General features: G+C 62.9%; 29 protein-coding genes. 11 read left to right on the plus strand and 18 right to left on the minus strand.

All coding sequences use genetic code 11. From position 1 onward, the window contains the following. The first annotated feature begins 15 nt into the window (after nt 1–15). The 3 genes from ACFOKJ_RS12460 to ACFOKJ_RS12470 are packed head-to-tail and all read left to right on the plus strand — an operon-like array spanning nt 16 to nt 2,713. Nucleotides 16–771: a (Fe-S)-binding protein gene (locus ACFOKJ_RS12460; protein ID WP_390280060.1), complete on the plus strand. Its 756-nt coding sequence runs from the start codon at nt 16–18 to the stop codon at nt 769–771. Then, nucleotides 768–2,150: a lactate utilization protein B gene (locus tag ACFOKJ_RS12465; RefSeq protein WP_390280062.1), complete on the plus strand. Its 1,383-nt coding sequence runs from the start codon at nt 768–770 to the stop codon at nt 2,148–2,150. The genes ACFOKJ_RS12460 and ACFOKJ_RS12465 overlap by 4 nt, the downstream gene beginning before the upstream one ends. After that, nucleotides 2,147–2,713 carry a LutC/YkgG family protein gene (locus tag ACFOKJ_RS12470; protein WP_390280064.1) on the plus strand — a complete coding sequence of 189 codons (567 nt, stop codon included), beginning with the start codon at nt 2,147–2,149 and terminating at the stop codon, nt 2,711–2,713. The genes ACFOKJ_RS12465 and ACFOKJ_RS12470 overlap by 4 nt, the downstream gene beginning before the upstream one ends. A 241-nt stretch (nt 2,714–2,954) precedes the next feature. Here the strand turns inward: ACFOKJ_RS12470 and ACFOKJ_RS12475 are convergent, their stop codons facing one another. The 9 genes from ACFOKJ_RS12475 to ACFOKJ_RS12515 all read right to left on the minus strand — a co-directional run bounded on the left by ACFOKJ_RS12475 (nt 2,955) and on the right by ACFOKJ_RS12515 (nt 11,601). Then, nucleotides 2,955–4,400 (minus strand): DEAD/DEAH box helicase, encoded by a 1,446-nt coding sequence (locus ACFOKJ_RS12475; protein WP_390280066.1) that lies wholly within the window; start codon nt 4,398–4,400, stop codon nt 2,955–2,957. 111 nt (nt 4,401–4,511) lie between these two features. Further along, entirely contained in the window at nt 4,512–5,429 is a 918-nt protein-coding gene (locus ACFOKJ_RS12480) for a CobD/CbiB family protein (RefSeq protein ID WP_390280068.1), read from the minus strand. A gap of 65 nt (nt 5,430–5,494) precedes the next feature. Beyond that, entirely contained in the window at nt 5,495–5,959 is a 465-nt protein-coding gene (locus ACFOKJ_RS12485; protein ID WP_390280070.1) for a flagella synthesis protein FlgN, read from the minus strand. A gap of 14 nt (nt 5,960–5,973) precedes the next feature. Beyond that, nucleotides 5,974–6,261 carry a flagellar biosynthesis anti-sigma factor FlgM gene (gene flgM / locus ACFOKJ_RS12490; RefSeq protein WP_390280072.1) on the minus strand — a complete coding sequence of 96 codons (288 nt, stop codon included), beginning with the start codon at nt 6,259–6,261 and terminating at the stop codon, nt 5,974–5,976. Between the two features lie 72 nt (nt 6,262–6,333). Next, on the minus strand, nt 6,334–7,011 hold the full coding sequence (gene flgA / locus ACFOKJ_RS12495) for a flagellar basal body P-ring formation chaperone FlgA (protein WP_390280074.1): 678 nt from the start codon (nt 7,009–7,011) through the stop codon (nt 6,334–6,336). 107 nt (nt 7,012–7,118) lie between these two features. Continuing rightward, the gene (gene thrC, locus ACFOKJ_RS12500) at nt 7,119–8,525 is read right to left on the minus strand and encodes a threonine synthase (RefSeq protein ID WP_390280076.1); all 1,407 of its coding nucleotides are present in this window, start codon (nt 8,523–8,525) and stop codon (nt 7,119–7,121) included. Between the two features lies 1 nt (nt 8,526). Continuing rightward, on the minus strand, nt 8,527–8,850 hold the full coding sequence (locus ACFOKJ_RS12505) for a hypothetical protein (RefSeq protein WP_390280078.1): 324 nt from the start codon (nt 8,848–8,850) through the stop codon (nt 8,527–8,529). Continuing rightward, nucleotides 8,843–10,153 (minus strand): homoserine dehydrogenase, encoded by a 1,311-nt coding sequence (locus ACFOKJ_RS12510; protein ID WP_390280080.1) that lies wholly within the window; start codon nt 10,151–10,153, stop codon nt 8,843–8,845. The genes ACFOKJ_RS12505 and ACFOKJ_RS12510 overlap by 8 nt, the downstream gene beginning before the upstream one ends. A 218-nt stretch (nt 10,154–10,371) precedes the next feature. Then, complete coding sequence (locus tag ACFOKJ_RS12515; RefSeq protein WP_390280082.1) at nt 10,372–11,601, minus strand: pyridoxal phosphate-dependent aminotransferase; 1,230 nt, start codon at nt 11,599–11,601, stop codon at nt 10,372–10,374. 129 nt (nt 11,602–11,730) lie between these two features. Here ACFOKJ_RS12515 and ACFOKJ_RS12520 point away from each other — a divergent pair, with 129 nt between their 5' ends. Together ACFOKJ_RS12520 and ACFOKJ_RS12525 are read left to right on the plus strand one after the other, a co-directional pair. Further along, nucleotides 11,731–12,102 (plus strand): Mth938-like domain-containing protein, encoded by a 372-nt coding sequence (locus tag ACFOKJ_RS12520; RefSeq protein ID WP_390280084.1) that lies wholly within the window; start codon nt 11,731–11,733, stop codon nt 12,100–12,102. Then, a complete protein-coding gene (locus tag ACFOKJ_RS12525) occupies nt 12,099–12,449 on the plus strand; it encodes a GlpM family protein (protein ID WP_390280086.1) in 351 nt (116 codons plus the stop codon). The genes ACFOKJ_RS12520 and ACFOKJ_RS12525 overlap by 4 nt, the downstream gene beginning before the upstream one ends. Before the next feature lie 187 nt (nt 12,450–12,636). Here the strand turns inward: ACFOKJ_RS12525 and ACFOKJ_RS12530 are convergent, their stop codons facing one another. The 9 genes from ACFOKJ_RS12530 to queA form a co-directional block, all read right to left on the minus strand. After that, nucleotides 12,637–12,999, minus strand: coding sequence for a hypothetical protein (locus ACFOKJ_RS12530; protein WP_390280088.1), 363 nt, complete (start codon nt 12,997–12,999; stop codon nt 12,637–12,639). A gap of 435 nt (nt 13,000–13,434) precedes the next feature. After that, nucleotides 13,435–14,742 carry an NAD(P)/FAD-dependent oxidoreductase gene (locus tag ACFOKJ_RS12535; RefSeq protein ID WP_390280090.1) on the minus strand — a complete coding sequence of 436 codons (1,308 nt, stop codon included), beginning with the start codon at nt 14,740–14,742 and terminating at the stop codon, nt 13,435–13,437. A gap of 114 nt (nt 14,743–14,856) precedes the next feature. After that, nucleotides 14,857–16,389: a ubiquinone biosynthesis regulatory protein kinase UbiB gene (gene ubiB, locus ACFOKJ_RS12540; protein WP_390280092.1), complete on the minus strand. Its 1,533-nt coding sequence runs from the start codon at nt 16,387–16,389 to the stop codon at nt 14,857–14,859. Nucleotides 16,390–16,551: 162 nt separating this feature from the next. Further along, complete coding sequence (locus ACFOKJ_RS12545) at nt 16,552–17,127, minus strand: ubiquinone biosynthesis accessory factor UbiJ (RefSeq protein WP_390280094.1); 576 nt, start codon at nt 17,125–17,127, stop codon at nt 16,552–16,554. A 165-nt stretch (nt 17,128–17,292) separates the two neighbouring features. After that, nucleotides 17,293–17,964, minus strand: a complete 672-nt coding sequence (locus ACFOKJ_RS12550) for an OmpA family protein (RefSeq protein WP_390280097.1) — start codon at nt 17,962–17,964, stop codon at nt 17,293–17,295. Between the two features lie 28 nt (nt 17,965–17,992). Continuing rightward, nucleotides 17,993–18,511, minus strand: a complete 519-nt coding sequence (locus tag ACFOKJ_RS12555; protein WP_390280099.1) for a M15 family metallopeptidase — start codon at nt 18,509–18,511, stop codon at nt 17,993–17,995. Next, a complete protein-coding gene (ubiE, locus tag ACFOKJ_RS12560) occupies nt 18,511–19,242 on the minus strand; it encodes a bifunctional demethylmenaquinone methyltransferase/2-methoxy-6-polyprenyl-1,4-benzoquinol methylase UbiE (protein WP_390280101.1) in 732 nt (243 codons plus the stop codon). The genes ACFOKJ_RS12555 and ubiE overlap by 1 nt, the downstream gene beginning before the upstream one ends. 2 nt (nt 19,243–19,244) lie before the next feature. Further along, entirely contained in the window at nt 19,245–19,616 is a 372-nt protein-coding gene (locus tag ACFOKJ_RS12565) for a gamma-butyrobetaine hydroxylase-like domain-containing protein (protein WP_390280120.1), read from the minus strand. Next, nucleotides 19,616–20,641: a tRNA preQ1(34) S-adenosylmethionine ribosyltransferase-isomerase QueA gene (gene queA, locus ACFOKJ_RS12570; RefSeq protein WP_390280103.1), complete on the minus strand. Its 1,026-nt coding sequence runs from the start codon at nt 20,639–20,641 to the stop codon at nt 19,616–19,618. Before queA ends, ACFOKJ_RS12565 begins: the two co-directional genes overlap by 1 nt. Before the next feature lie 280 nt (nt 20,642–20,921). Between queA and aroQ the strand changes: the two genes are divergently transcribed. The 6 genes from aroQ (at nt 20,922) to ACFOKJ_RS12600 (ending at nt 26,346) form a co-directional block, all read left to right on the plus strand. Then, complete coding sequence (gene aroQ, locus ACFOKJ_RS12575; RefSeq protein ID WP_390280105.1) at nt 20,922–21,371, plus strand: type II 3-dehydroquinate dehydratase; 450 nt, start codon at nt 20,922–20,924, stop codon at nt 21,369–21,371. Between the two features lie 27 nt (nt 21,372–21,398). Next, nucleotides 21,399–21,860 (plus strand): acetyl-CoA carboxylase biotin carboxyl carrier protein, encoded by a 462-nt coding sequence (gene accB, locus ACFOKJ_RS12580; RefSeq protein ID WP_390280107.1) that lies wholly within the window; start codon nt 21,399–21,401, stop codon nt 21,858–21,860. A gap of 148 nt (nt 21,861–22,008) precedes the next feature. Continuing rightward, a complete protein-coding gene (accC, locus tag ACFOKJ_RS12585) occupies nt 22,009–23,364 on the plus strand; it encodes an acetyl-CoA carboxylase biotin carboxylase subunit (protein WP_390280109.1) in 1,356 nt (451 codons plus the stop codon). 3 nt (nt 23,365–23,367) lie between these two features. Then, on the plus strand, nt 23,368–24,255 hold the full coding sequence (prmA, locus tag ACFOKJ_RS12590; RefSeq protein WP_390280111.1) for a 50S ribosomal protein L11 methyltransferase: 888 nt from the start codon (nt 23,368–23,370) through the stop codon (nt 24,253–24,255). A 105-nt stretch (nt 24,256–24,360) separates the two neighbouring features. After that, nucleotides 24,361–25,551, plus strand: a complete 1,191-nt coding sequence (locus tag ACFOKJ_RS12595; RefSeq protein WP_390280113.1) for a DUF3426 domain-containing protein — start codon at nt 24,361–24,363, stop codon at nt 25,549–25,551. Between the two features lie 249 nt (nt 25,552–25,800). Then, entirely contained in the window at nt 25,801–26,346 is a 546-nt protein-coding gene (locus tag ACFOKJ_RS12600; protein ID WP_390280115.1) for a redoxin family protein, read from the plus strand. Nucleotides 26,347–26,484 lie beyond the last annotated feature (138 nt).

Consider the following 26,484-nt stretch of genomic DNA (forward strand, 5'->3'; position numbering starts at 1 on the left):
AGACTCCCAATCGCCATGAAAGTCGCGCTGTTCATTCCCTGTTTCGTCAACGAGCTGTACCCGCATGTCGCCATGGCCACCGCCGAGCTGCTGGAGGGCTACGGCATCGAGGTCGACTATCCGCTGGCGCAGACCTGCTGCGGCCAACCCCTGAGCAACAACGGCGACAGCCGCGGCGCCTGCGAGGCCGCCAGCCGCTTTACCGAGCTGTTCAAGCACTACGACTACGTGGTGTCGCCCTCCGGCAGCTGCACCTCCTACGTCAAGCACCACTACAGCTGGTACATCGCCGACAACGCCGCCTACCGCGCGCTGCAGCCGCGGGTGTACGAGATCATCGAATTCCTGCAGGACATCCTCAAGGTGGAACAGCTGCCCAAGCCGGTGTACTTCCCGCATGCGGTGTCCATCCACCAGAGCTGCCATGGCCTGCGCGAGCTGCAGCACGCCGCCCCGTCCGAGCTGATGATTCCCTACCACTCGCGACTGGAGCGCATCCTGCAGCTGGTGGACGGCGTGGAAGTACTCCTGCCGGAGCGCCGCGACGAATGCTGTGGCTTTGGCGGCACCTTCAGCGTGGATGAGCCGGAAGTATCGGTGGCGATGGGCGAAGACCGTGTGGCACAGCACGAAGCCACCGGCGCCGAGTTCATCGTTGGCGCCGACCCGTCCTGCCTGATGCACATGGGCGGCATCATCCGCAACAAGTGCCGACCCATCCGCCCGCTGCACATCGTGGAAATCCTCACCGGGCGCGGAGGTGCGGCATGAAGGACGACAACATCAAGCACCCGGATGCCGCCGCCGAATTCCTGGCCGACCGCGAGCGCGCGCGCTGGCACGACAGCGCCATCTGGTGGGTACGGCAGAAACGCGACGCCCAGGCGCAGCAGCTGCCGGAGTGGGAACAGCTGCGCGCGCTGGCGCAGCAGATCAAGGCGCACACCTTGTCGCGGCTGGACGACTACCTCGCCGAATTCCAGGCCAATGCCGAGCGCAATGGCGTGACCGTGCACTGGGCCGCCGATGCTGCCGAGCACAACCGCATCGTGCACGCCATCCTGGCTGCGGCCAACGTTAAAAAGCTGGTGAAGTCCAAATCCATGCTCACCGAGGAATGCGGGCTCAACCCCTACCTGGAGCAACATGGCATTGAGGTGATCGACACCGATCTTGGCGAGCGCATCGTGCAGCTGCGCCACGAAGCGCCCAGCCACATCGTGATGCCGGCCATCCACCTGAAAAAGGAACAGATTTCCGAGCTATTCCACCGCGAGCTGGGCACCGAGGCCGGCAACAACGATCCGACCTACCTCACTCACGCCGCACGCGCCAACCTGCGCGAACATTTCCTTACCGCCGATGCCGGCCTGACCGGGGTGAACTTCGCCATTGCCGAAACCGGTGGCGTGGTGGTGTGCACCAACGAAGGTAATGCCGACCTCGGCACCGCGCTGCCACCCATTCACATCGCCAGCATGGGGCTGGAGAAGATCATCCCCAAGCTGGAACACCTGGGCGTGTTCACCCGCCTACTGGCGCGCTCCGCCATTGGCTCGCCGGTCACCACCTACACCTCGCACTTCCACCGTGCGCGCCCCGGCGGGCAGATGCACATCGTGATTGTGGACAACGGCCGCAGCGACATCCTCGGCAACGACGACTTCTACCAGAGCCTGCGCTGCATCCGCTGCGGCGCCTGCATGAACACCTGCCCGGTGTATCGCCGCTCCTCCGGCCACAGCTACAGCTACATCATCCCCGGCCCGATCGGCTCCACCCTGGGCCCCAGCCGCGACATCAAAAAACACGGCAGCATGGCCTTCGCCTGTACCACTTGTGGCTCATGCAGCAATGTCTGCCCGGTGAAGATCAACCTGCACGAGCAGCTGATCCTGCAGCGCAAGCGCGCCTTCGATGCCGGCACGCTGAAGCCGGCCAAGAAGATGGGACTGCTGGCGATGCGCTTCCTCACGCAGCACCCTACGCTGATGGATGCCGGCGGCAAACTGATGCGCAAGGTGGTGCCCATCGTGCCGCAGGCACTGACTGCCGGCAGCGCCTGGAGTCGCGCCGGGCGCGAGCTGCCGGAGATGCCGGCACAGAGCTTCAAGGACATGTGGCGCGCGCGCCAGGAGAAAAAAGCATGAGCAGCCGCGAACAGATACTGGCCAAGCTGAAGCAGAACCGCCCGCAAGGCCCCGCCCTGCCCGACATCCACGCCGTACCCTTCATCCGCTACGACGACAAGCTGGCAGCCTTTGCCGGGCTGATCCGCAACCTGGGCGGCGAAGCCATTACCCTGGCCGACGGCCAGAGCGTGCTGGATGCGGTGCGGCAACGTTGGCCGCAACACGGCCGCCTGATCGATCTCACTGCGGAAGGCACTGAACAGGCGGCCAACCCGCACGATTGGCAGGACGTAGACATCGCCATCGTGCCGGGCCAGCTGGCGGTGGCGGAAAACGCCGCGGTGTGGGTAAGCCACGCCGGCAACGACTGGCGCTCGATCTACTTCCTCACCCAGAAGCTAGTTTTGGTGGTGCCGCGCGATGCCATCGTCGACACCATGCTCGACGCCTACAGCCGCATCCGTATCGACGAGCACGGCTTCGGCGCCTTCATCAGCGGCAGCTCGCGCACCGCCGACATCGAGCAAAGCCTGGTGATGGGTGCGCATGGCGCCATGGCGGCCTTGGTGATCTTTGTCTGAAATACTGCGTTGTTGCTTCGCTTCACGGCCCCGCTGGGGCCGTTTTTTTTTGGCGCAATGTTGCACGTAGCCCGGATAAGCCAAAGGCGCATCCGGGGAAACGACACTGTCGGCTGCTTCCCGGATGCGCTGCGCTTATCCGGGCTACGACGCCGTTTTGTGTGCGGCCAACGTTGGCCGCAAACGTGAGAAAGGCCACGACAACAGTCGTGGCCTTGCGAGTGATACCGGTGGACAGTGCTTAGCTGCGCTCCACCTTGTAACGCGGCGGCAGCAGCAGTGCCGGCACCTCGCGCTGGCGCTGCGGCAGTATGCGTCCGCCAACACCCAGCTTTTTCACCACTTTGCGGCCTTCGCCGTCGTCGCGTTCACGCGGGCGCTCGGTCGGCTGCAGCAGGCTGCGGCCACTATCGCGCTCACGCGGCTCGCGGCGTTCGCGGCTGTCGCGTGCTTCGCGCGGCTCACGGCGTTCACGATGATCTTCGCGCTCGCCACGTTCCGCACGTTCTCGACGCGGTGCGGCCTCGCCATTCCCCTCTTCGCGGCGGCCACTGTAACCCTGCACCGTCTGCGGCGGCAGCGTCTGCCTGGTCAGCTTTTCGATGGCCTCGTGCTGCTTGGTCTCGTCCGGCGACATCAGCGAGATGGCCACGCCGGAGGCGCCGGCACGGCCGGTACGGCCGATACGGTGCACGTAGTCTTCCGGCGAATTCGGCATTTCGTAGTTCACCACGAACGGCAGCTCGGAAATATCCAGACCACGTGCCGCCACGTCGGTGGCCACCAGCACTTTCACTTCGCCAGCCTTGAAGCGGGTCAGCGTTTCCAGGCGGGCGCTCTGCGCCTTGTCGCCGTGAATGGCTTCGGCGGCATGGCCGTCGCGCTTCAGGTCACGCGACAGCTGGTCGGCGGAAATCTTGGTACGGCAGAACACGATCACCTGGCTCATATCGCGTTCGCGGATCAGGTGCGACAGCAACGCGCGTTTGCGGTAGCCATCCACTGCGTACACCAGCTGCTCTACCTGGGCGTTGGTGGAGTTCTGGCGCGCCACTTCCACCGTTTGCGGGTCGCGCATGAAGTCTGCGGCCAGCTTCTTGATTTCCGGCGCGAAAGTAGCCGAGAACAGCAGTGTCTGACGCTCCTTGGGCAGCATCGACATGATCTTGCGAATGTCCTGGATAAAGCCCATGTCCAGCATGCGGTCGGCTTCGTCCAGCACCAGCACGTCAACCTTGTTGAGCTGGATGGTCTTTTGCTGCACGTGGTCCAGCAGACGGCCCGGCGTGGCGATCACGATCTCGATACCGCGGCGCAGCTCGGCTACCTGCGGGTCCATGTTCACACCGCCAAAAATGGTAGTACTGCGCAGCGGCAGGTGCTTGGTGTAGGCCTTGGCGTTGACGCCGATCTGGTCGGCCAGCTCGCGGGTGGGCGACAGAATCAGCGCGCGTACCGGATGCATAGCCGGCGATACGCTGGGATTGGCGAATTTCTTCAGGCGTTCCAGGATGGGCAGCAGGAAAGCGGCGGTCTTGCCGGTACCGGTTTGCGCCGCGGCCAACAGGTCACGGCCGGACAGTACCAGCGGAATGGCCTTGGCCTGGATGGGGGTGGCTTCCGAGTAGCCCATCTCGTCGATGGCGCGCAGGATTTCAGGTGCCAGGCCTAGCTCGGCAAACGACATGTCAGCAACTCCAATCGGCCTGCCGCGGCATTTTCGCGGCGGCAAACCTGCAAATCATTAAAATGCGAAGCGCCGCCTGGCTTACGCGGCGGCGCACAGTCTCGGGCCAGCTCAGCTGAACAGGCTGACCACACTCAGCAACAGGATCACGAACAACCACAGCAGCACGGTACGCCACACCAGCCCCACCGCGCTCTTCAGGTAGTTGGGGTCGGCTTCGTCGCCAACACCCAGCTCCGGGCGGAAATTGATGGTGTAGTTCTGGCGAACCGGGTCGCCCAGCTTCACCCCCAGCGCACCGGCGGCGGATGCCAGCAGGATGCCGGTAGCGTAGTTGCCCCAGGTGCGGGCCTGCGAGCGCCAGCAGTACACCGCGTCCTCGAAGTCGCCCATGATGGCGAAGCTGATGGCGCTCAGGCGTACCGGAATCCAGTCCAGCCATTCGCCGGCACGACCGGCAAAACGGCCGAACAGGTCATCGCTACCGCGCTGGCCCCACTTTTGCGCCAGCAGCTGCGAGAAGCGGTACAGCACCGCACCGGACGGGCCGGGCAGCACCACGAACCAGAACATGGTGCCGAACACATGGCGATAGCTATCCACCACGCCCTGCTCGATAGCCAGGCGCGACACCTCGCCCACCGATAGCTCGCTGGTGGGCTGGTTGATCCAGCTGGATAAGGCCTGGCGTGCCTCGAAATCGCGGCCCTCGTTTAGCGCCAGCGAAATCTCGGAAAAATAGCCGGAGAAATGACGAAAGCCCATGGTGAGGTACAGCAGCAGAACGTTCCAGGCAAAAGCCAGTACCGGGCTGATGGCGTTCAGCAGGTAATAGCCGCCCAGCGCCAGCGCCAGTGCCGGCAGCATGGCTGCCAGCCAGGCCATGACACCATGGCGGTTGTAGCCCGCATTCAGGCTACGTTCCAGGTGGTTGGCGTAACGGATGAACAGCAGCCAGACGCGGTTACGGTTACCCAGCGGGCGCAGTTGTTCGAGTGCCAGTGCGGCGATCAGCGAAATCAGGGTCATGGATACGCGGATGGTTGTTGGTTTCCCGCGGTGGAAGATACCACAAAACCGCAGGAAGGACGGGGCTAGGCGGAACCCAGACGGCGTGAGCCGCTCAGTGTGCCGGACAGATTGCCGTGACGGCCGTAGCCAGTGATGGCCTGGCTGGAGGCGCGCAATGAATCCAGCACCTCGCTGGCGAACTGCATGCGCTCCTGGGCCAGGGTAGCGTTGACTTCGTTAAGCGTCTTCAGACGGATAATGGCCTTTTCCATGCCCTGCCATTGCTGGCGCAACTCGGCAGGCGCCTGTAGCAGCCACGCCTGCCAGTGCAGCGAATCCGCCAGCCCGGCCTCGGTCTGCAAGGCCAGACGCTTTTCGCGCGCGGCGGTCAGTTCTTCCAACTGGCGCAGCTTGGTATGCGCCATTTCCTCCAGCTGGAAGGCATCAAAACGCAGAATGGCCCGCTGCTCTTCCTCCAGCGTATGCTGCAGGGCATCCAGCGCGGCCATTTCAGACTGGCACAGGGCCAGCAGGGCGGAAACATCCATGATCTAGTGCCGGGTCATCCCGCCAGCAATTCCTTGGCGGAGGCAATCAGGCCATCGGCAATCGCTTCCGGGTGCACGGTGAACTGGCCGGAGGCGATGGCGGACTTGATGGCAGCCACCTTGTCGGCATCGAAGCCAGGCGCGCTGGCCGCGGCCTGCTCCATGCCCTGCAGGCGGCTTGCAAACGGATTAATCGCAACGCTCTCGCCATTGCTGCCGGCAGCGGGCTTTTCCGGCTTGCTGCTGGTGCGGCTGGGAACGGTAAAGTTGGTTGCAACCTTGCCTGAGTTGTCGATTTTCATGATTCACCTGCCAGAATCTTTTAACGGTTATTCCTATTATCGCCTGAAAAAACTGAAACTTGATGGCTTTTTTTACTGCAGTTGTATCGAGACAGCACCATCGGCCTCTACCAGGGCGGAAACCACCTTGCCATTGGCTACGCGTATGTTGACCCGCTCGCCGGCGCCAGCATTGCCCAGCGCCACGCCATCACTGCTTACAGTGAAACCATCGCCTCGCACCAGCACGCGCACCGGCTGATTCATCCTCACCAGGTAGGGGCTGCGCAGTTGGTTGCTGGTCAGCATCACCCCGGCCGGCATGGTACTGCGCACCATCTGACCGATCACCAGACGCTCGTCAGTCAGCCCCTGGCGTAGCTGCGCCCGGTTGCTGATGCCGGCAAAGCGGATGTCACCCGCCTGCAGCACCTCGCCGGCACGAATCAGCCGGGTAGTCACCAGCACCTGCTGCAACTCGGTGGCATCCAGCGGCAGGCTCAGGCTCCAGCCCAGCGTCGGACAACTGAGCAGCACATTACGCTGTGGACGGGCATCGCCCGCCGGCCAGGCCGCCTGCAGCGGCTGTTCACAGCGCTGCATCTGCGGCATGCGGGCAGGCAGCCGCAGCTGATAGGCAAAACCGTCCTTGCCCTGCTGTGCCTGCAGAAAGCGGTTGGCCGCCTGCTCCAGCTGGCGGGTGTCCTGCACTGCCGCCAGGGCCGAAGGCAGCAGGCAGCAGCACAGCAGGAATAGGAAAAATTGCTTCATGTCCGCATTCTACCCCGTGCGGTGCCAGCAGGGCAGGACGGGATCGGAATGTAAAAAAACCCATGGCCAGCAATGCCGGCCATGGGTTTGCCAGGGTGGCTGTGCGATCAGCCCAGCGCCTGGCGGATGTACGCCTTCACTTTTTCGGCATCGGCGTCGAATACCGTCACGCGTTGCGGCAGGTCTTCCAGACCTTCGAAGCCGGCCGGGCGCGGTGCTTCGCGCTGCAGGGCTTCGCGGATGGTGTCGGCAAACTTGGCCGGCAGCGCGGTCTCCAGGCAGACGATGGTTTCGCCCGGCTGGCGCACTTCGCGTGCCACCTTGATGCCGTCTGCGGTGTGGGTATCCACCACCACGCCATCCTCGGCATCCACCGCGCGGATGGTGGCGAGACGATCGGCGTGGCTGCTGCTGCCGGACACGAAGCCGAACTGCTCGCGCACCTGCGCCAGCAGTTCGGCCAGGTCAAAGCCCTTGCCGCCATCCACCTCGGCCCACAGTGTCTTCACCTTGCCGCCGTCGCGGCCAACCAGATCGAATACGAAGCGCTCGAAGTTGGAGGCCTTGGAGATGTCCATCGACGGGCTGGAGGTAACGTAGGTATTGGCGGTGCCACGCGGCGCGTAACGGCCGGTCTTGAAAAACTCGTCCAGCACGTCGTTCTCGTTGGTGGCCACGATCAGGCGCTCGATCGGCAGCCCCATCTGGCGGGCAATGTGGCCGGCGCAGACGTTGCCGAAATTGCCGGACGGCACGCAGAAGCTGACTTTTTCGTCGTTGCTGCTGGTGGCGTTGAAGTAGCCCTTGAAGTAGTACACCACCTGCGCCACTACCCGCGCCCAGTTGATGGAGTTGACGGTGCCCACCTTGTACTGCGCCTTGAAGGCGTGATCGTTCTGCACCGCCTTCACGATGTCCTGGCAATCGTCGAACATGCCCTTGATGGCGATGTTGTGGATGTTGGCATCCTGCAGGCTGTACATCTGCGCACGCTGGAACGGGCTCATCAGGCCGTCCGGGCTGAGCATGAACACGTTGATGCCAGCCTTGCCGCGCATCGCGTATTCGGCGGCGGAGCCGGTGTCGCCGGAGGTGGCACCAACGATGTTGAGTTGCTCGCCCTTTTTCGCCAGCACGTACTCGAACAGGTTGCCGAGGAACTGCATCGCCATGTCCTTGAACGCCAGCGTCGGGCCGTTGGACAGTTCCAGGATCACCAGGCCGTCATGCAGGCGCTTCACCGGGGTGATGGCCTCGCTGCCGTACACCTTGGCGGTATAGGTGCGGTCGAGAATGTCCTTGAGGTCTGCCTCCGGGATATCGGTGGCAAACAGGCGGATGATTTCGAACGCCAGTTCGGCGTAGGACAGACCACGCCAGGCATCCAGCTGGGTGCGGCCAACCTGCGGGTAGCTTTCCGGCAGTGCCAGGCCGCCATCCGGGGCCAGGCCCATCAGGATGGTGTCGGAGAATTCGAGCGGCGCCATGCCGCCACGGGTGCTGATGTATTTCATATCATTCAACCAGGGTATCCAGGCATTGCAAGCCCACGTTCAGCAGGCGGCCCTGCCATTTCGGGTCGCTCAGCAGGGCCTTGCCCTTGCTGGCGACTTCCTGCATTTCCTCATCGCTAAGGCTGCTCACCAGCTTGTTGCTGGCGCAGCCACAGTAGCTGTCCACCCGCTTCTGGCTAGACAGCAATACCGGCAGCAATGGCGTGTTGTTGACCTTGCTTCGGCAAGCCTCTCCCAGCTTCTGCTCCGCCACCGAGCGCGGCATCAGGCTGGCGCAGCCTGCCAGCAGCAGGCATAGCAACACGGCAATGCTGTGCTTAGCCATTGAGCTCTTCCATGCGCAGACGCACCACCTTGCCGGCCACGCTGTCCAGCGCCTCGATGGCGGCGATGGCCTTGTTGACGGCCTTTTCCACCACGCGGTGAGTCAGGATCACGATCTCGGCGGAACCATCGGCGATGGCACCTTTCTGGATCAGCGCCTCGATGGAGATGCCGTTCTCCGCCAGCAGGCGGGTAATGTCGGCCATCACGCCGGCACGGTCCACCGCCTGGATGCGCAGGTAGTAGCTGCTCACTACTTCGTCGATCGGCAGGATAGTCAGGTTTTTCAGCTGATCCGGCTGGAACGCCAGATGCGGCACGCGGTGCCCCGGATCGGCGGTCATCAGGCGGGTAACGTCCACCAGGTCGGCCACCACCGCGGAGGCAGTCGGCAGCGCGCCGGCGCCCGGGCCGTTGAACAGGGTCTGGCCCACTGCGTCGCCACGCACCAGCACCGCGTTCATCACGCCGTTGACGTTGGCGATCAGCTGGTCTTCCGGGATCAGCGTCGGATGCACGCGCAGCTCCACGCCAGCCTCGGTGCGGCGGGTCAGGCCGATCAGCTTCACGCGGTAGCCCAGTTCCTCGGCGTACTGGATGTCCTTGCCTTCCAGCTTGCTGATGCCTTCCAGGTAGCAGTTGTCGAACTGCATGGGAATACCGAAGGCGATGGCCGCCATGATGGTGAGCTTGTGGCCGGCGTCGTGGCCTTCCACGTCGAAGGTCGGGTCGGCCTCGGCATAGCCCAGACGCTGCGCTTCCTTCAGCACGTCGATAAAGTCGGCGCCCTTCTCACGCATTTCGGTGAGGATGAAGTTGGAAGTGCCATTGATGATGCCGGCCAGCCATTCGATACGGTTGGCCGACAGACCTTCACGCAGTGCCTTGATGATGGGAATGCCGCCGGCTACAGCAGCCTCGAACGCCACCATCACGCCCTTTTCCTGGGCGCGGGCGAAGATCTCGTTACCGTGTACCGCCAGCAGCTTCTTGTTGGCGGTTACCACGTGCTTGCCGTTGGCAATGGCCTGCAGCACCAGCTCCTTGGCCACGGTATCGCCGCCGATCAGTTCCACCACGATGTCCACGTCCGGGTGGTTCACTACCTCGAACGGGTCGGCCACCACGGTGACGTCCGGGCCTACCAGATCGCGGGCCATTTCCACATTGCGACGCGAAGCGATGGTCAGGCGGATCTCGCGTCCGGCACGACGGCTGATTTCCTCAGCGTTACGCTTCAATACGGTGGCGACACCGCCACCGACCGTCCCCACGCCCATCAGGCCAATATTGATTGGCTTCATAGTGAAACTCCTAAGTTCTGTTTATTTGTCCCTGGATTCAGGCTATCCAGCGGGGCCGGCATTACCGGCCCGACTCGATGGTCTGCATCATGTACTGCGGTCTCTTCTCTCCAGGCAGCACAAGGGGGCGCAAGCGCCCCCTTGTTAACTACCGGCCATGCCCACCACCACCTTGGCTTTGACAAGGTGTTGCTGGCAGGCGGCATGCACATTGCGCATCATTCGGTTCCGTGGCGTTTGCGGTAGTTTTCCAGGAAGCGGGCGATGCGGCCGATGGCTTCGGTCAGATCGTCGCTGTTCGGTAGGAATACCACGCGGAAGTGATCCGGCGCAATCCAGTTGAAGCCGCTGCCCTGCACCAGCAGCACGCGCTCCTGTTGCAGCAGTTCCAGGATGAACTGCTGGTCGTCCTCGATCGGGTAGATGTCCGGGTCCAGGCGCGGGAACAGATACAGTGCGCCCTGCGGCTTGACGCAGCTGACACCCGGAATCTCGGTGAGCAGCTTGTGCGCCAGGTCACGCTGACGCGCCAGGCGGCCGCCCGGCGCCACCAGGTCGTCGATGCTTTGGTAGCCGCCCAGCGCGGTCTGGATCGCGTACTGTGCTGGCACGTTGGCGCACAGACGCATCGAGGCCAGCATGTTGAGGCCTTCGATGTAATCCTTGGCGCGGCGCTTGTCGCCGGACAGGATCAGCCAGCCGGCACGGTAGCCGCAGGCACGGTAGTTCTTGGACAGGCCGTTGAAGGTACACACCATCAGGTCCGGCGCCATCGAGGCGATGGAGGTATGGGTAGCGCCGTCGTACAGCACCTTGTCGTAGATTTCGTCGGCGTACAGCAGCAGGCCATGCTCACGCGCCACCTCCACCAGTTGCTGCAGGATGTAATCCGGGTACAGCGCGCCGGTGGGGTTGTTCGGGTTGATGATCACCAGCGCCTTGGTATTGGGGGTGATCTTGGCACGGATGTCGGCAATCGACGGCAGCCAGCCCTTTTCCTCTTCGCACAGGTAGTGCACCGGCTTGCCGCCGGCCAGGCTTACCGCCGCGGTCCACAGCGGGTAGTCCGGCGCCGGCACCAGCACCTCGTCGCCATTGTCCAGCAAGGCCTGCATCGCCATCACGATCAGCTCGGACACGCCGTTGCCGACGTAGATGTCTTCCATGCCCACATTGGGAATCTGCTTCTGCTGCGCGTAATGCATGATGGCCTTGCGCGCGGCAAACAAGCCCTTGGAATCGCAATAGCCCGAGGCGTTCTGCAGATTGACGATCACGTCTTCGATGATCTCGTCCGGCGCGAAGAAGCCGAACGGCGCAGGGTTGCCGATATTGAGCTTGATGATACGGTGGCCTTCCTCTTCCATGCGCTTGGCGTGTTCGAGGACCGGGCCGCGAATGTCGTAGCAGACATTGGCGAGTTTTTGCGATTTCTGGATAGGCTGCATGGGGGCTGTCACTGTTATTTGGTGGTGGATCCGGCAATTGTCCCGCTGCACGTCTGCTGCGTACAGGCGGGTTATAATCCTATCCCAATACGTGGTGCACTGCACTACAAGCACCGACAGGACTCCACCATGAAATTACACGAAGCGAAAACCGCCGGAAGCAAGCTGTTTACCGCCTACGGCGCGGGTTATGTCGAGATCAACGGCGAGCGCTTCAGCGGCAGCCTGATCGTGACTGCCGACAGCGTACAGCCGTGGGCGCCGACGTCATTCGAAGCGTTGGCCGCAGAGCATTTTGCCGACCTGCTGGCGCTGCAGCCGGAGGTGGTGATCTTCGGCAGCGGCCAACGGCTGCGCTTTCCGCACCCGCGCCTGACCGCCGCACTGAGTAATGCCGGCATCGGCGTGGAGGTGATGGACAGCAATGCCGCCTGCCGCACCTACAATATCCTGCTGGCGGAAGACCGCCAGGTCATCGCCGTGCTGCTGGGCGAGTCATGACGCCGGACCTGGCGCTGGCCGGCAAGGCGCTGCTCGGCGCGCTGGCGGTGCTGCTGATCAGCCTGCTGTCGCAGAGCCGCTATTTCTACATTGCCGGGCTGGTGCCGCTGTTTCCCACTTTCGCGCTGATCGCCCATTACATCGTGGGCAGCGCACGCGGTGCCGACGCACTGCGCAAGACCGCCCTGTTCGGCCTTGGCTCGCTGCTGCCATACGCGGTGTATCTGCTGGCGGTGTACTGGCTGGCAACAAGGCTATCGCTACCAATCACCCTGCTCGCCGCCACCGCCTGCTGGGCCGTGGCCGCCGGCCTGCTGCTGTGGGGCTGGCATTACTTGATGCATTGAGCCTGCGGGTTGGCCGCAAGTAAAATTGGAACCGGCCCACTTCGCAAACAGCAAACGCCCCGTTTCACGCGGGGCGTTGTCAATTGCAGGACAACTGTCATGCCAGGTAAAGCTGCCGCAACCTGATGAACGGTTTGCATCCGGGTCAGTAACTCGCGCGACAGCATTAACGGCGAAAACTCGACCGCTACTCTAACGAGTCGGCCAGAACCCCTAGAGAACCAAACATGATGATGGCGATGCAGACAGGGATAAACCAGCTCTCTCGTCGATAGCCGCCGCGCATTTCGCGGGCGATATATTGGCCCTGACTACGCGCCGCACAGAAATACCAGAGAATGATCATCACAAACTGCATCAGCTTGTAACCGTCACTCCAGGTGAGTTTGTCAGAGTTGGCATTCATGGCATAAATAGAGTAAACGACCTTTGCAACCAAGATAAATAGTGCCCATAGCCAGGCATTTGTTGCTCGACGTCTCTGCCCCAGCCGGAGCCAATTTAACGCATGGATAATCGCCCCGAAGGCTGGGCTGAACAGCAGGCTCAAGAGTGCTGCGACATCAGGATTCCACAGTGCAATGCTGGATGAATCAAGCTGCGCTTTTTTGAATTGCCCCTCTCTCAGCGACCCCAGATCGTGTCCGCAGCGGATACAGCGTGCGGAACCTTCGTGATTATTTTCACCACAGCTTATGCAATACACCCTGAGATTTCCTATGAAGGTTGAGATTCGGTATAACCACCAGCGTTAGCAGCTTCCGATGAAATGACGTGTTTGCTGCGAGTGGTTCATGAAGTACTGCTGGGGCCAGGGCGGAGCATGCCATAGAAATTAATCTACCCGCCACAAACCATGACAATGGATAGTCCATGCAAGTTGGCAGTAAAATCGATGCAGTTCCCTTTGCGGCCAACGTTGGCCGCATCGCAAAGCACAAGGCCGCCCGCGGGCGGCCTTGTCGTTACGGCGGCAGATTGGCGGCTAGTGCAGCTTCAACGCTGGCTTGGCCACCCGCCGCAGCTTGTCGCCGATAAACAGCAAGGTAGCCAGCAGCCAGCCGTGTACCGCCGCCTGGTGCATGCGGTACAGCGAGGCGTAGATCAGCTTGGCGCCACGCCCTTCCACGTAGTAATCACGTTTGGGGCCGACGATGGCTGCCAGGCTACCCACTGCGGTGTGCTTGCCCAGCGACACCATCATGCCCTGCGGTTTGAACTGGAACAGTACCGCCTGCTGTCCAGCCAGCCGCTGCTGCAGTTCGGTAGCCAGCCACTTCGCCTGCTGATGCGCCACTTGCGCGGTGGCCGGCAGCGGGCGGCCATTGCCGCCGTCGCAGGCCGCGCAATCGCCCAGCGCGTAGATAGTGTCCTGGCCGGCGCAGCGCAAGCGCTCGTCCACCTGCAACTGGTTGATGCCGTTCACCGCCAGGTCGCCAAGGGTGGCGAGCCAGCCGGGTGCCTTCACCCCCGCCGCCCATACCGTGATGTCGGCGGCCACCAGGCTGCCATCCTGCAACGACACGCCATCTGGGGTCACCGCCGCTACCCGGCTGCCGGTCAGCACGCGCACATGGCGTGCGGCCAACTGCTCCTGCGCATAGGCAGACAGCGACGGCGGCGCTGCCGCCAGTACCCGTTCGCTGCCTTCGATCACGCTGATATGCACCTGTGCCGGCTGCAGACGCGCGCCGTAAACATGCATCTCGCGCACGGTATGATTGAGCTCTGCCGCCAGCTCCACCCCGGTGGCGCCACCGCCGACAATGGCGATATCGAGGTCGGTCTGCTGCCCGCTACTGCACTTGAAAGCCAGTTCCAGCAGGCGATGCCGCAGTCGCTCGGCATCGGCCGGGGTGTTCAGCTGCATCGCGTGTTCGCGCACACCGGGGGTACCGAAGTCGTTGGCCTCCGCTCCCACCGCCAGCACCAGCCAGTCGTAGCTCACCTCCCGCTCCGGGCTCAGCAGCTGGCCGTCGCTGCCATGGATCGGCGCCAGCCGGATCACCCGCCGCGCCCGGTCCAGCGCCTGCATGTAGCCGAATTCGAATTCGTAGCCGTTGCGGTAGCCGTGGGCAAAGTAATTCACTTCGTCTTCGCCGGTGTTGAGGGCACCGGTAGCCACCTCGTGCAGCAGCGGTTTCCAGACATGGGTGGCGGCGCCATCCACCAGCACGATGCGCGCCTTGTGACGCAGACCCAGGCTGCGCCCCAGGCGGGTAGCCAATTCCAGGCCGCCGGCGCCGCCGCCGACGATGACAATACTGGGCAAGACTGCAGAGCGACTCAACATGACAACTCCTCATGATCAGAATGCGTTACCGCAGCCGCCTGCCGCATAAACAAAACGGCTGGGGTAACGCTTCTCGCGCCAGCCCAGCCGATGTGGCTTAACCGCAGAGGGATATCAGTGTCCCAGCCAGCCGCTGAGCAGCAGCACTACCAATAGTAATGCAATAAGCATCAGCAGGAAGTTCTGCCGCTTCTGCTCGCGCATCAGTTGGATATAACCCTGCACCATCAGTTCAGTCGTCTGTCCGGACAGCGCCTCGTTCAGCTTGCGCGGCAGCGCCGGCAGCGTGGTGGCCCATTGCGGTGCCTCGTGCTTGAGAGTGCGCAGCAGGCCACGCCAGCCGATCTGCTCGTTCATCCACTTGGTGAGGAAGGGCTTGGCGGTGTCCCACAGGTCCAGCTCCGGGTCCAGCTGCCGACCCAGGCCTTCGATATTCAGCAGCGTCTTCTGCAGCAACACCAGCTGCGGCTGGATCTCCACGTTGAAGCGACGGCTGGTTTCGAACAGCCGCAGCAGCACCATGCCGAAGGAAATCTGCGACAGCGGCTTGTTGAAGATCGGTTCGCACACGGTACGCACCGCCGCTTCCAGCTCCTCGGCACGGGTTTCCTTGGGCACCCAGCCAGATTCAATGTGCGCGGTGGCTACGCGGTGGTAGTCGCGGTTGAAGAAGGCCAGGAAATTCACCGCCAGGTAGTGCTTGTCGGTTTCGGTGAGACTGCCGACGATGCCGAAATCCAGCGCGATATAGCGGCCATCGTCGGCCACGAAGATATTGCCCGGGTGCATGTCGGCATGGAAGAAGCCATGGCGGAACACCTGGGTGAAGAAGATTTCCACACCAAAACGGCTGAGTTTTTTCAAGTCGACGCCCGCTTCGCGCAGGCGCTCGATCTGCCCTACCGGAATGCCGTCCATCCACTCCAGCGTCAGCACGTCGCGGCTGCTGTAGTCGTAGTACACCTCCGGCACGATCAGCATGTCGCTGCCGATAAAGTTGCGGTGCAGCTGGCTGGCATTACCAGCCTCGTGCATCAGGTCCAGTTCGTCGTGCAGGTGGCGATCGAACTCGGCAACCACTTCGCGCGGCTTCAGCCGCTTGCCGTCCGGCAGGAAGCGTTCCACCAGCCCGGCCAGGGTGGCCATCAGCGCCAGATCCTGCTGGATCACCGGTTTGATCGCCGGGCGCAGCACCTTCACCGCCACCTGGTGGCCCGGCGTGTTACCAACACTATGCAGTCGCGCGCGGTGCACCTGCGCCACCGAGGCACTGGCCACCGGCACGTCGTCAAACTCGGCATACAGCGCGGCAATCGGCTGGCCCAGACTGCGCTCGATCACCTCGCGGGCGGTGGCAGCCTCGAACGGCGGCACCTTGTCCTGCAGCCGCGCCAGCTCGTCGGCGTAGTCTTCCGGCAGCAAGTCGCGGCGGGTAGACAGTACCTGGCCGAACTTGACGAAGATCGGCCCCAGGTTTTCCAGCGCCAGGCGCACGCGCACCGGTAGCGGTTGCGACAGGTCGCGCGGTACCGGCGTGAGGCGGAACAGCCAGTGCAGCAGCCGCACCCGTGGGCGGTCGACCAGGAAGTCGTCCAGGCCGTAACGATAGAAAGTGGCAACGATCTTGGCGAGCCGCGCGATACGCATGATGGATTCAGTCGGGGATAAGGTTGGCCGCAGCACGCCACGAGGCATACCGCGCAAAGCGCGAAGCATAGTCGCGGCGGGGGCGGCATGGCAATGCCGCAGCTTGGGCGGCAACAAAAAAGCCGGCGGGTGGCGCCGGCCAGATCTCACGCGGCAGCGGTGTCAGCGCTCGCCATCCAGCCGCTGCTGCAACAGCGTCAGGCGTTTGTCGAAACGGTCAGCATCCTCGCGCAGCTCGTCCACCGCGGCCACGAATGTCGCCACGTCCTGTTTTTTGGCCAGCAGCGGCGCTTCTTCGCGCAGGTGCTCCACCCAGTTCTCCAGCAGCCGGCCGCCGATTTCGCCCTTGATGCCGAACAGGCCGCGCACGAAACCCTGCACGCGGTTGGCCGCAACATCGCCCACCACCCGCGACAGGTCTTCGGTGGCATCCCACTGCAGGCGGCGCACGATGCGGCCAACCTCGGCCGCCAGCTCGGCATCGCCTTCCAGCACGATATCGGCCAGGTCCGGCTCGCGCCCGGTCAGCTGTGCCAGCGCCACGCCATGCTTCAGCCGCAAGCGCGCTTCTGGCTCGCCCTCGCAGGCAGCCAGCCAGCCATCGCTGGTTACCACGCCGGCCAGTTCGACAGGCGGCAGGTGAATGGCAATGCGGCGCCCGGCATGCTGCGCCAGTTCGGCACGCACCTCCGGGTGCTGGTTCAGCAGATGATTAAAGGTAGCAATGCGCAAACCCATGCCTGATGTCCTTATCTGCGGATACATAACATGATGCAGCCGAAAGTTGCGACAAGCTTCCCCTATCGGGGGCCATGACGACAACGGCCGGGTAAACCCGGCCGCCGATTGCAGCAGCAAGCGGCCAGCACAGACCGGAGGTCTGCATGGCCATTGCGCTACGACTTACTGCACTACCGGCACGATGTGGATTTCCACGCGGCGGTTCAGCTGCTTGCCGGCTTCGGTCTTGTTGTCGGCGCGCGGGCGGCTGGAACCATAGCCGATAGCCTGCATGCGCTCCTGCTGCACGCCACGCGACAGCAGGTACTGCTCTACCGAGGCGGCACGCTGCTCGGACAGCGGCTGGTTGATGCGGTCATTGCCGGAAGCATCGGTATGGCCTTCGATATCCAGCGTGGTCTTGCCGTACTTGCGCACGATGCCGGAGATGGTATCCAGCGTCGGCAGGAAGCCGGACTTCAGCGCGGCGGAGTTGCTGTCAAAGGCGGTGGCCGAGGTCATCACCACGGTCAGGCTCTTGTCGGCATTGCGCTGCAGTTCGATGGCACCGGACTTGATCTGCGGCGCCAGCTGCTTTTCGAAATCCTTGGCCTGGTTATCCATATAGGTACCCACGGCGTAGCCAGCCAGGCCGCCACCCACCGCACCGATGATGGCGCCCTTGGTGCGATCCTTCTTGCTGGATACCGCGGCGCCCAGCACCGCGCCGCCTACCGCGCCGATCACGGCGCCGGTCTGGCTGTTGGAGTACTGGTCCATATTGGCGCAACCACCGGCCAGCAGCGCGGCGGAAACCATGGTGATCAGGGCGGTAGTGGAAAGTCGTTTGTTCATGCTTGTTACTCCATGGGGGCAAGGCAGGTCAGCCGGCTTGCCAGCACCAGTGCCATGGCTCGTATAGATAGCCACTGGCATTGCCGGGCGGATAACTCAGGGTATAGCCGAATTCCGCGGCATGGGCGAGCAGCCAGGCAAAGGCCGGCGTATTCTCGAATGCCTGCTCCAGCACCGGCGAGCCCGGGGTGCCGATATCGATGGCACGTCCGCTGTGATGCTCGCTGAAACCGGGCGCGGCACTGACCCGCAAGATGTCGTTGATATTCTGGCCGCGCGCCAGTTTGGCGGCGACAATCTCGTGCTGACGGGCGATGCTGCGGTAGGCGGACACCAGAAACAGCGTCACGCCATCGGCAGCAGCCGCGTCGCGCAGCCGTTGCCATGCGACAGCGGCCGGCGCAATCAGTTCGAATATTCTACCGGCAGCGTTGCTATCCGCCACCACCAGCGCCTCCGGTTCGGCGTATTCCTGCAAGCCGCGTGCGGCCAACTGCTGCGGATCGATACCGAGTTCCGCCAGACGCGCAGCCAGTTGCGGCGTCATCAGAACTTGACGCCCTTGTGCAGCGCCACCACGCCGCCGGTCATATTGTGGTAGTCGACGCGGCCGAAACCGGCATCCAGCATCATCTGCTTCAGGGTTTCCTGGTCCGGGTGCATGCGGATGGATTCCGCCAGGTACTGGTAGCTGCCGGGGTCATTCGCCACCAGCTTGCCCATGATCGGCAGTGCCTTGAAGGAGTAGAAATCGTAGAACGGCGACAGCGGCTTCCATACCTTGGAGAACTCCAGCACGAACAGCTTGCCGCCCGGCTTCAGCACCCGGCACATTTCCTTCAGCGCCGCGTCCTTGTGCGTCATGTTACGCAGGCCGAAGGCCACCGACACCGCATCGAAGTAGTTGTCCGGGAACGGCAGCTTTTCGGCATCGGCCAGCGATACCGGCAGCATCACGCCCTCGTCCAGCAGGCGGTCGCGCCCCACGGTCAGCATCGAGCTGTTGATGTCAGTGAGCCACACTTCGCCGCTCTTGCCCACGCGCTTGGCCCAGCCGCGTGCCAGGTCACCGGTGCCGCCGGCAATATCCAGCACCTTGTCACCCGGGCGCACGCCGGAGGTGGTGAGCGTGAAGTGCTTCCACACGCGATGCAGGCCGCCGGACATCAGGTCGTTCATCACGTCGTACTTCTGCGCCACCGAGTGGAATACCTCGGCCACCTTGCCGGCCTTTTCGCTTTCCTCGACGCTCTGATAACCAAAGTGGGTCTTGCTCATGTCTACTCCCTGCTCGCGCCAGCGGCGGCGAGGCGATTCAGATAATCCTGCCAGTACTGGTCGTGCTTCACGCCCAGCTCGTATAGATAAGCCCAGCTGTACAAGCCGCTGTCGTGCCCGTCGCTGAACACGATCTTCAGCGCGTAATGCCCCACCGGCTCCAGCGCGGTAATGGCCACATTCTTCTTGCCCACCTGCAACACCTCGTTGCCCACACCGTGGCCGCGCACTTCGGCGGATGGCGAGTACACCCGCAGGTATTCCGCCGGCAGGCTGAAGCTGGCGCCGTCGTCGTAGCCGATTTCCAGCAGCTGCGATACCGCGTGCAGCTGGATTTCCACCGGGCTGGCACTGTCGTGCTGCAATCCGCTCATCATGGTTCCTTGCGTGTCAGCAGCATGGCGTCGCCATAGCTGAAGAACATGTATTGCTGCGCCACCGCGTGGGCATAGGCCGCGCGCATCTCCTGGTAACCGGCAAACGCCGACACCAGCATCAGCAGCGTGGACTTGGGCAGATGGAAGTTGGTCAGCAGCATGTCCACCACCTGGAAACGGAAGCCCGGGGTGATGAAGATGTCTGTCTCGCCGCGCCCGGCTTTCAGGCCGCCATCACGGGCAGCGGATTCCAGCGCGCGCATGCTGGTAGTACCTACCGCCAGCACCTTGCGGCCAGCCGCATGCGCAGCGTGGATCGCATCCACCGTGGCCTGCGGCACATCGTAGATCTCGCTGTGCATCTTGTGCTCGGCGATGTTGTCCACCCGCACCGGCTGGAAAGTACCGGCGCCGACGTGCAGGGTGACATTGCACAGCTGCACGCCCTTGTCGCGCAGCGCCTGCAGCATGGCATCGGTAAAGTGCAGACCGGCGGTGGGAGCGGCTACCGCGCCCTTTTCGCGGGCATATACCGTCTGGTAGCGCTCGTCGTCCTCGGCGTCAGTGTCGCGCTCGATATAGGGCGGCAGCGGCAGCTTGCCGGAAGCATCCAGAATATCGAACACGTTGGCCGCATCCAGAAACTTCAGATGGAACAGCTCGTCGGCGCGCGCCACCATCTCGGCCTGCCAGCGGCCGGCGAAGATGATGCGGGTACCCGGCTTGGGCGACTTGCTGGCGCGCACATGCGCCAGCACCTCGTGCTCGTTGAGCACCCGCTCCACCAGCGCTTCCACCTTGCCGCCACTGTCCTTCTCACCGAACAGCCGTGCCTTGATCACGCGGGTATCGTTGAACACCATCACGTCGCCAGCCTGCAGCTGGTCGGCAAATTCGGTGAAACGGCGGTCCTGCAGCGTGCTGCCATTCACCAGCAACAGGCGGCTGCTGCCGCGCTCGGCCGGCGGGTGCTGGGCGATCAACTGCTCCGGCAGGTGGTAGTCGAAATCGGAAACGTGCATGTGAAGCTTCTGGTTCAGTAAACCGCGGGATTATACCTTTTGCCTGCCCCGGCGCATCAACCGTGGCAACTTGCCCTGGATCAAGCCGGCCCAAATGGACAGGCACAGTCAGGCGACAAGCTCGTTACAATGCCGCCGGCAGCTAGTGCTTTCGCTCCAATTCGCTGTTTTTTACCAACAGGTCGCCACGGCAAACAACCGTTTGAAATGTGGCAATTGCTGGACATCGTGCTGACAATTGCGGCAAACTCGCGGCCATATCAAAACAGGGACCTCAACCTTGACCCGAAAAATCCTCGTGCTGCACGGCCCCAATCTGAATCTTCTCGGACTGCGCGAGCCACAGCACTATGGCCGGGACACCCTGGATGACATCAATACCCGGCTGCGTGAGCAGGCCAAGGCGGGTGGTTTCGAACTGGACGTTCTGCAGAGCAATGCCGAGCATGTCCTGATCGAACGCATCCACGCCTGCCTGACCGATGGCACGGCGATGATCATCATCAATCCGGCTGCCTTTACCCATACCAGTGTCGCCATTCGCGACGCGATTTCCGGGGTCAAGGTACCGTTTATCGAAGTCCACTTGTCCAACGTCCACGCCCGCGAGCCTTTCCGCCACCATTCGTATTTTTCGGATCTGGCGGTAGGCGTGATTTGCGGCCTGGGCGCTCATGGCTACGAGCTGGCCCTGGCCCACGCGATGCAGCGTCTGGCCACGCCGGCATAACACCCGAATTACTACCGAAGGAAAACCATGGACCTGCGCAAACTGAAAAAGCTGATCGATCTCGTCGAGGAATCCGGCATTGCTGAGCTCGAAGTGACCGAAGGCGAAGAAAAAGTTCGCATCACCCGTGTCTCCGCCAACCATGCCGTGGCAATGGCTCAGCCGATGCACTACCAGGTAGCGCCGCAGATGGCCGCTGCACCGGTAGCTGCCGCTGCCGCCCCGGCTGCCGAGGCCGCACCGGCCACCGACATGAGCAAGGCACAGAAATCCCCGATGGTGGGTACCTTCTATAGCAAGCCGAGCCCGGACGCCGAGCCGTTCGTGAAAGTGGGCCAGAGCGTGAATGTCGGCGATACCCTGTGCATCATCGAAGCCATGAAGCTGATGAACGAAATCGAAGCCGAGCGCGCCGGCGTGGTGAAGGCCATCCTGACCGAAGACGGTCAGCCGGTGGAATACGGCGAACCGCTGTTCATCATCGAGTAAGCAGCTAATTTATCGAATGCTGACGACAGGGCACGACAAGGTGCCCTTTCCGTTTTTGACGTGTTGTTAGGGCTGGCAGAACAGCCCGGGCGAACCCCCTGTTGCGCAGGCAAGACTGTGCCGGGGGGTTTTGCCGGGAGAAGCGAACATGTTTGAAAAAATCCTTATCGCCAACCGTGGCGAAATTGCGCTGCGCATCCAGCGCGCCTGCCGCGAAATGGGCATCAAGACCGTGGTGGTGCACTCCGAGGCCGACCGCGACGCCAAGTACGTGAAACTGGCCGACGAATCGGTATGCATCGGTCCGGCACCGTCCGGCCAGAGCTACCTGAACGTGCCGGCACTGATCGCCGCCGCCGAAGTGACCGACGCCCAGGCCATTCACCCGGGCTACGGCTTCCTGTCGGAAAACGCCGACTTTGCCGAGCGCGTGGAGCAATCCGGTTTCGTGTTCATCGGCCCGCGTCCGGAAACCATCCGCATGATGGGCGACAAGGTGTCCGCCAAGCACGCCATGATCGAAGCCGGCGTGCCCACCGTACCGGGCTCCGACGGCGCGCTGCCGGACGACCCGAAGGAAATCACCAAGATCGCCCGCAAGATCGGCTTCCCGGTGATCATCAAGGCCGCCGGTGGTGGTGGTGGCCGCGGCATGCGCGTGGTGCATACCGAAGCCGCGCTGATCAACTCGGTGAACATGACCCGTACCGAAGCCGGTGCCGCATTCGGCAACCCCACCGTGTACATGGAAAAATTCCTGGAGCAGCCGCGTCACATCGAAATCCAGGTGCTGTCCGACCAGCACGGCAATGCCGTGTACCTGGGCGAGCGCGACTGCTCGATGCAGCGCCGCCACCAGAAGATCATTGAAGAAGCGCCGGCGCCGGGCATCACCGATGAACAGCGCCAGCGCATTGGCGAGGCCTGCGCCGACGCCTGCCGCCGCATTGGCTACCGTGGTGCCGGTACTTTTGAATTCCTGTACGAGAACGGCGAGTTCTACTTCATCGAGATGAACACCCGCGTACAGGTGGAGCATCCGGTTTCCGAGCTGATCACCGGCATCGACATCGTGCAGGAACAGATTCGCATCGCCTTCGGCGAAAAGCTGCGCTTCAGCCAGGAGCAGATCGTGTTCAAGGGCCACGCCATGGAGTGCCGCATCAACGCGGAAGACCCGTTCAACTTCATTCCGTCGCCGGGCAAGATCGAAAGCTATCACCCGGCCGGCGGCCCTGGCATCCGCATCGATTCGCACATTTACCAGGGCTACACCATTCCGTCGCACTATGATTCCATGATCGGCAAGCTGATCGCCTACGGCGATACCCGCGAACAGGCCATGGCCCGCATGCGCGTGGCGCTGTCGGAAATGGTGATTACCGGTATCAAGACCAACATCCCGCTGCATCAGGAATTGTTCATGGATGGCGAGTTCCGCCACGGTGGCACCAGCATCCATTACCTGGAAGAGCGCCTGGCGCAGATGAAGAAAGGCAGTTAACCCATGCCCTGGCAGCAAGCCACCATTCAGGCCGATTCGGCCATTGCCGAAAAGCTGGCCGATGCGCTGATGGATATCGGCGCGCTGTCGGCCACCATCGAGGATGCGCTGGCCGGCACCGCCGAGGAACAGCCGATTTTCGGCGAACCGGGCGAACCGGTTGACCAGCTGTGGAGCCACAGCCTGATCAACGCGCTGTTTACCGAAGATGCCGACGTGGCACTGCTGATTACCGCTGCGGCCAACGATTGCCGCATCGCGGTACCCCAGTACCAGCTGGGCCGCGTGGAAGAGCAGGACTGGGTGCGGCTGACACAAAGCCAGTTCGACCCGATCCGCATCTCCGACCGGCTGTGGATCACCCCGACCTGGCACGTATCGCCGGACCCGAGCGCCATCAACCTGCAGCTGGACCCGGGCCTGGCATTCGGCACCGGCAGCCACCCCACCACCCGGCTGTGCCTGCAGTGGCTGGATGGCAATATCCAGGGCGGTGAAACCGTGCTCGATTACGGCTGCGGCTCCGGCATCCTGGCGATCGCCGCCATGAAGCTGGGCGCCGGCGCCACCCGTGGCATCGATATCGATGCCCAGGCGGTGCGCGCCAGCATCGACAACGCGGCACAGAACGGCGTGAGCGGCGATTTCGGCCTGCCGTACAGCCTGCAGCCGGGCGAGTACGACGTAGTGCTGGCCAATATCCTGGCCAACCCGCTGCGCATGCTGGGCGAATTGCTGGCTAGCCATGTGAAAACCGGTGGTAAAATCGTGCTTTCCGGCATCCTGGCCGAACAGGCCGACGAGCTGTCCGCCATCTACGCACAATGGTTCGACATGGAACCGGCAGTGTTTGACGAAGGCTGGACCCGCCTGACCGGCCGCAAACGCTGAGCGTCGCGCTCGGCAAGGCAACACGGGGTCGCCGGTAATACCAGCGGCCCTTTTGCATGCCCGCGCTCCGGTGCGGCCAACCCCACACGGCAATACAGAATCGACATGAGCCATACCACGCAGTGCCCCGCCTGTCAGACCAAGTTCAAAGTCACCGATGCCCACCTGGCACTGGCCGGTGGCATGGTGCGCTGCGGTCGCTGCAATCATGTGTTTCACGCTCCAAGCCATTTCGAAGCCCTGAGCGCCGAGGAGCCGGAGCAGATCGAGCTGCCGCCACCGGCGGCACCGCCCGCCACGCCGACCGCGGCGCCCGGCCCGCTGGAAGAGGATGATTTCGAGCTGGAGCTGCCGGACTTCCAGCCGGAGGCCGAGGCAGAGCCAGAGCGCCCCGCAGCCCCTGCAAGCCCGCCAGTGCCGGAGGAAACCCCGGTGTTCCGCGACGAAGACCTGGCCCTGCCGGACTACGACGTGCTGCGCCAGCATGAGGCACCGGCAGCACCGGCGCCTGTCGCAAGCAGCATCGCACCGGATTTCCGCACCGCCGCCCAGGACGCCGAGCAACAAGGCGGCCGCCAGCAGCTGGCGGAGTTCGAGCAGGCGCTGGCAGCCGCATTGCGGCCGCACAAAGCTCCGGAACCGGCAGTGGAAGCACTGGCGAGCAACCCGTTTGCCGACGCACCCGCCGTCAGCACTAGCCCGGCAGTACCGCCGGTATGGGCAGAAGAACGCGAAGCCTTCGAGGAGGTGGCAGCAGATGCGCAGCAAGCTCCGGCAGAGGAGCCTGTCGCCGATATTCCGCGTAGTAGCCGTCCGTGGTGGCAGAACGTGCTGCTGACACTGCTGGCCCTGCTGCTGCTGGCGCTGCTGCTGGCCCAGTTCCTGTTCGTCAACCGTACCCGTGCCGCAGCCGAGCTGCCGGAGCTGCGCCCGCTGCTGGAGGCGGCATGCGCGCCGCTGGGCTGCAGCGTGCCGCTGCCGGGCGATCGCCAGCTGATTCGCACCGAATGGTCGGAGCTGTCCTTCATTCCCGGCCATGACAAGCTGATCCAGCTGAACGCCACCCTGAAAAACCTGGCGACCTACCCGCAGAAATACCCGGTGCTGGAGCTGACCCTGAAAAACGGTAACGACCAGGTGATGGTGCGCAAGGTGTTGCTGCCACAGCAGTATCTGAAAGCGCAGGACTTCAAACTGGGGCAGTTCAATGCCAATAGCGAGGTCAAGCTGCAACTGCGCATGGAGGTGACCGAGGGCAAGGCACAGGGCTACAGCCTGGATTTCTACTACCCCTGAGAGCCTGTTCACGATCTGCTGCGCGTCGGCGATACGGCGTTAAGTTCAACTCAGGTATGCGCATTTACTCTGTGTAAACTCCGCTTCCTCAGGCGTTTTCGCCTTGTCTCGCCCTAGCTCGCTAGATCGTGAACACGCTCTAAGTAACGACGACATTCCGCCATGCACAAGGTTGGCCGCGGCCAACCTTGCTTTTTATGCAGGCTGGGCCACCATGAAAGCCAGAACAAGGCCCGAATGGAGACCGGCATGACACAACACTTCCTGCAATATGGCGATGACAGCCTGGCGGTAACGGGTAATTTTCCAGACACCGGGCAGACCCTGCCCAGCTTCATGCTGGTGGACGAACACTTGCGGGATGTCTCGCTGGAGTCCTTTCTGGGGCGCACCAAGCTGGTGGTGACCCTGCTGTCGCTGGATGCCGAAACCGGAGGCCTGGCACTGCTGCAGGAGTTGCGACGCAAACTGGAAGGCTGGCCGCTGCTGCAGTTCATCGTGATCAGCGTGGATTCACCGTTCAGCCTGCACCGCGCGCGCAAGGAGCATGGCCTGCCCAATGTGGTGCTGCTGTCCACCCTGCGCGGCCGCGACTTCCACAAGCATTTCGGCGTGCTGCTGCAGGACTATCCGCTGGCCGGCATGACCTGTCCGGCACTGTGGCTGGTGGACGAACAGGACCGCATCCTGCACGCACAGCTGCTGGACAATGCCGATGACGATTTCGACATTGCACGGCTGCGCAATGCGCTGGTGGCCACCCTGCCCGCCCCCAGTGGCCAGCAAACCGCCTGAGAGTCACGCACGTACAAAAAAAGGCACCCGAGGGTAATGCCGTTCACTTAGCAGATCGAACCTGTTTGGTTGGGTAACGGGATGGCAGCTTTTTCACAACGCGGGGGCATTCACGCCCCCGCCGTTGTTTTGGAAGCA

It is taken from the genome of Vogesella amnigena (assembly GCF_042648905.1).
Lineage (GTDB): Bacteria > Pseudomonadota > Gammaproteobacteria > Burkholderiales > Chromobacteriaceae > Vogesella > Vogesella amnigena.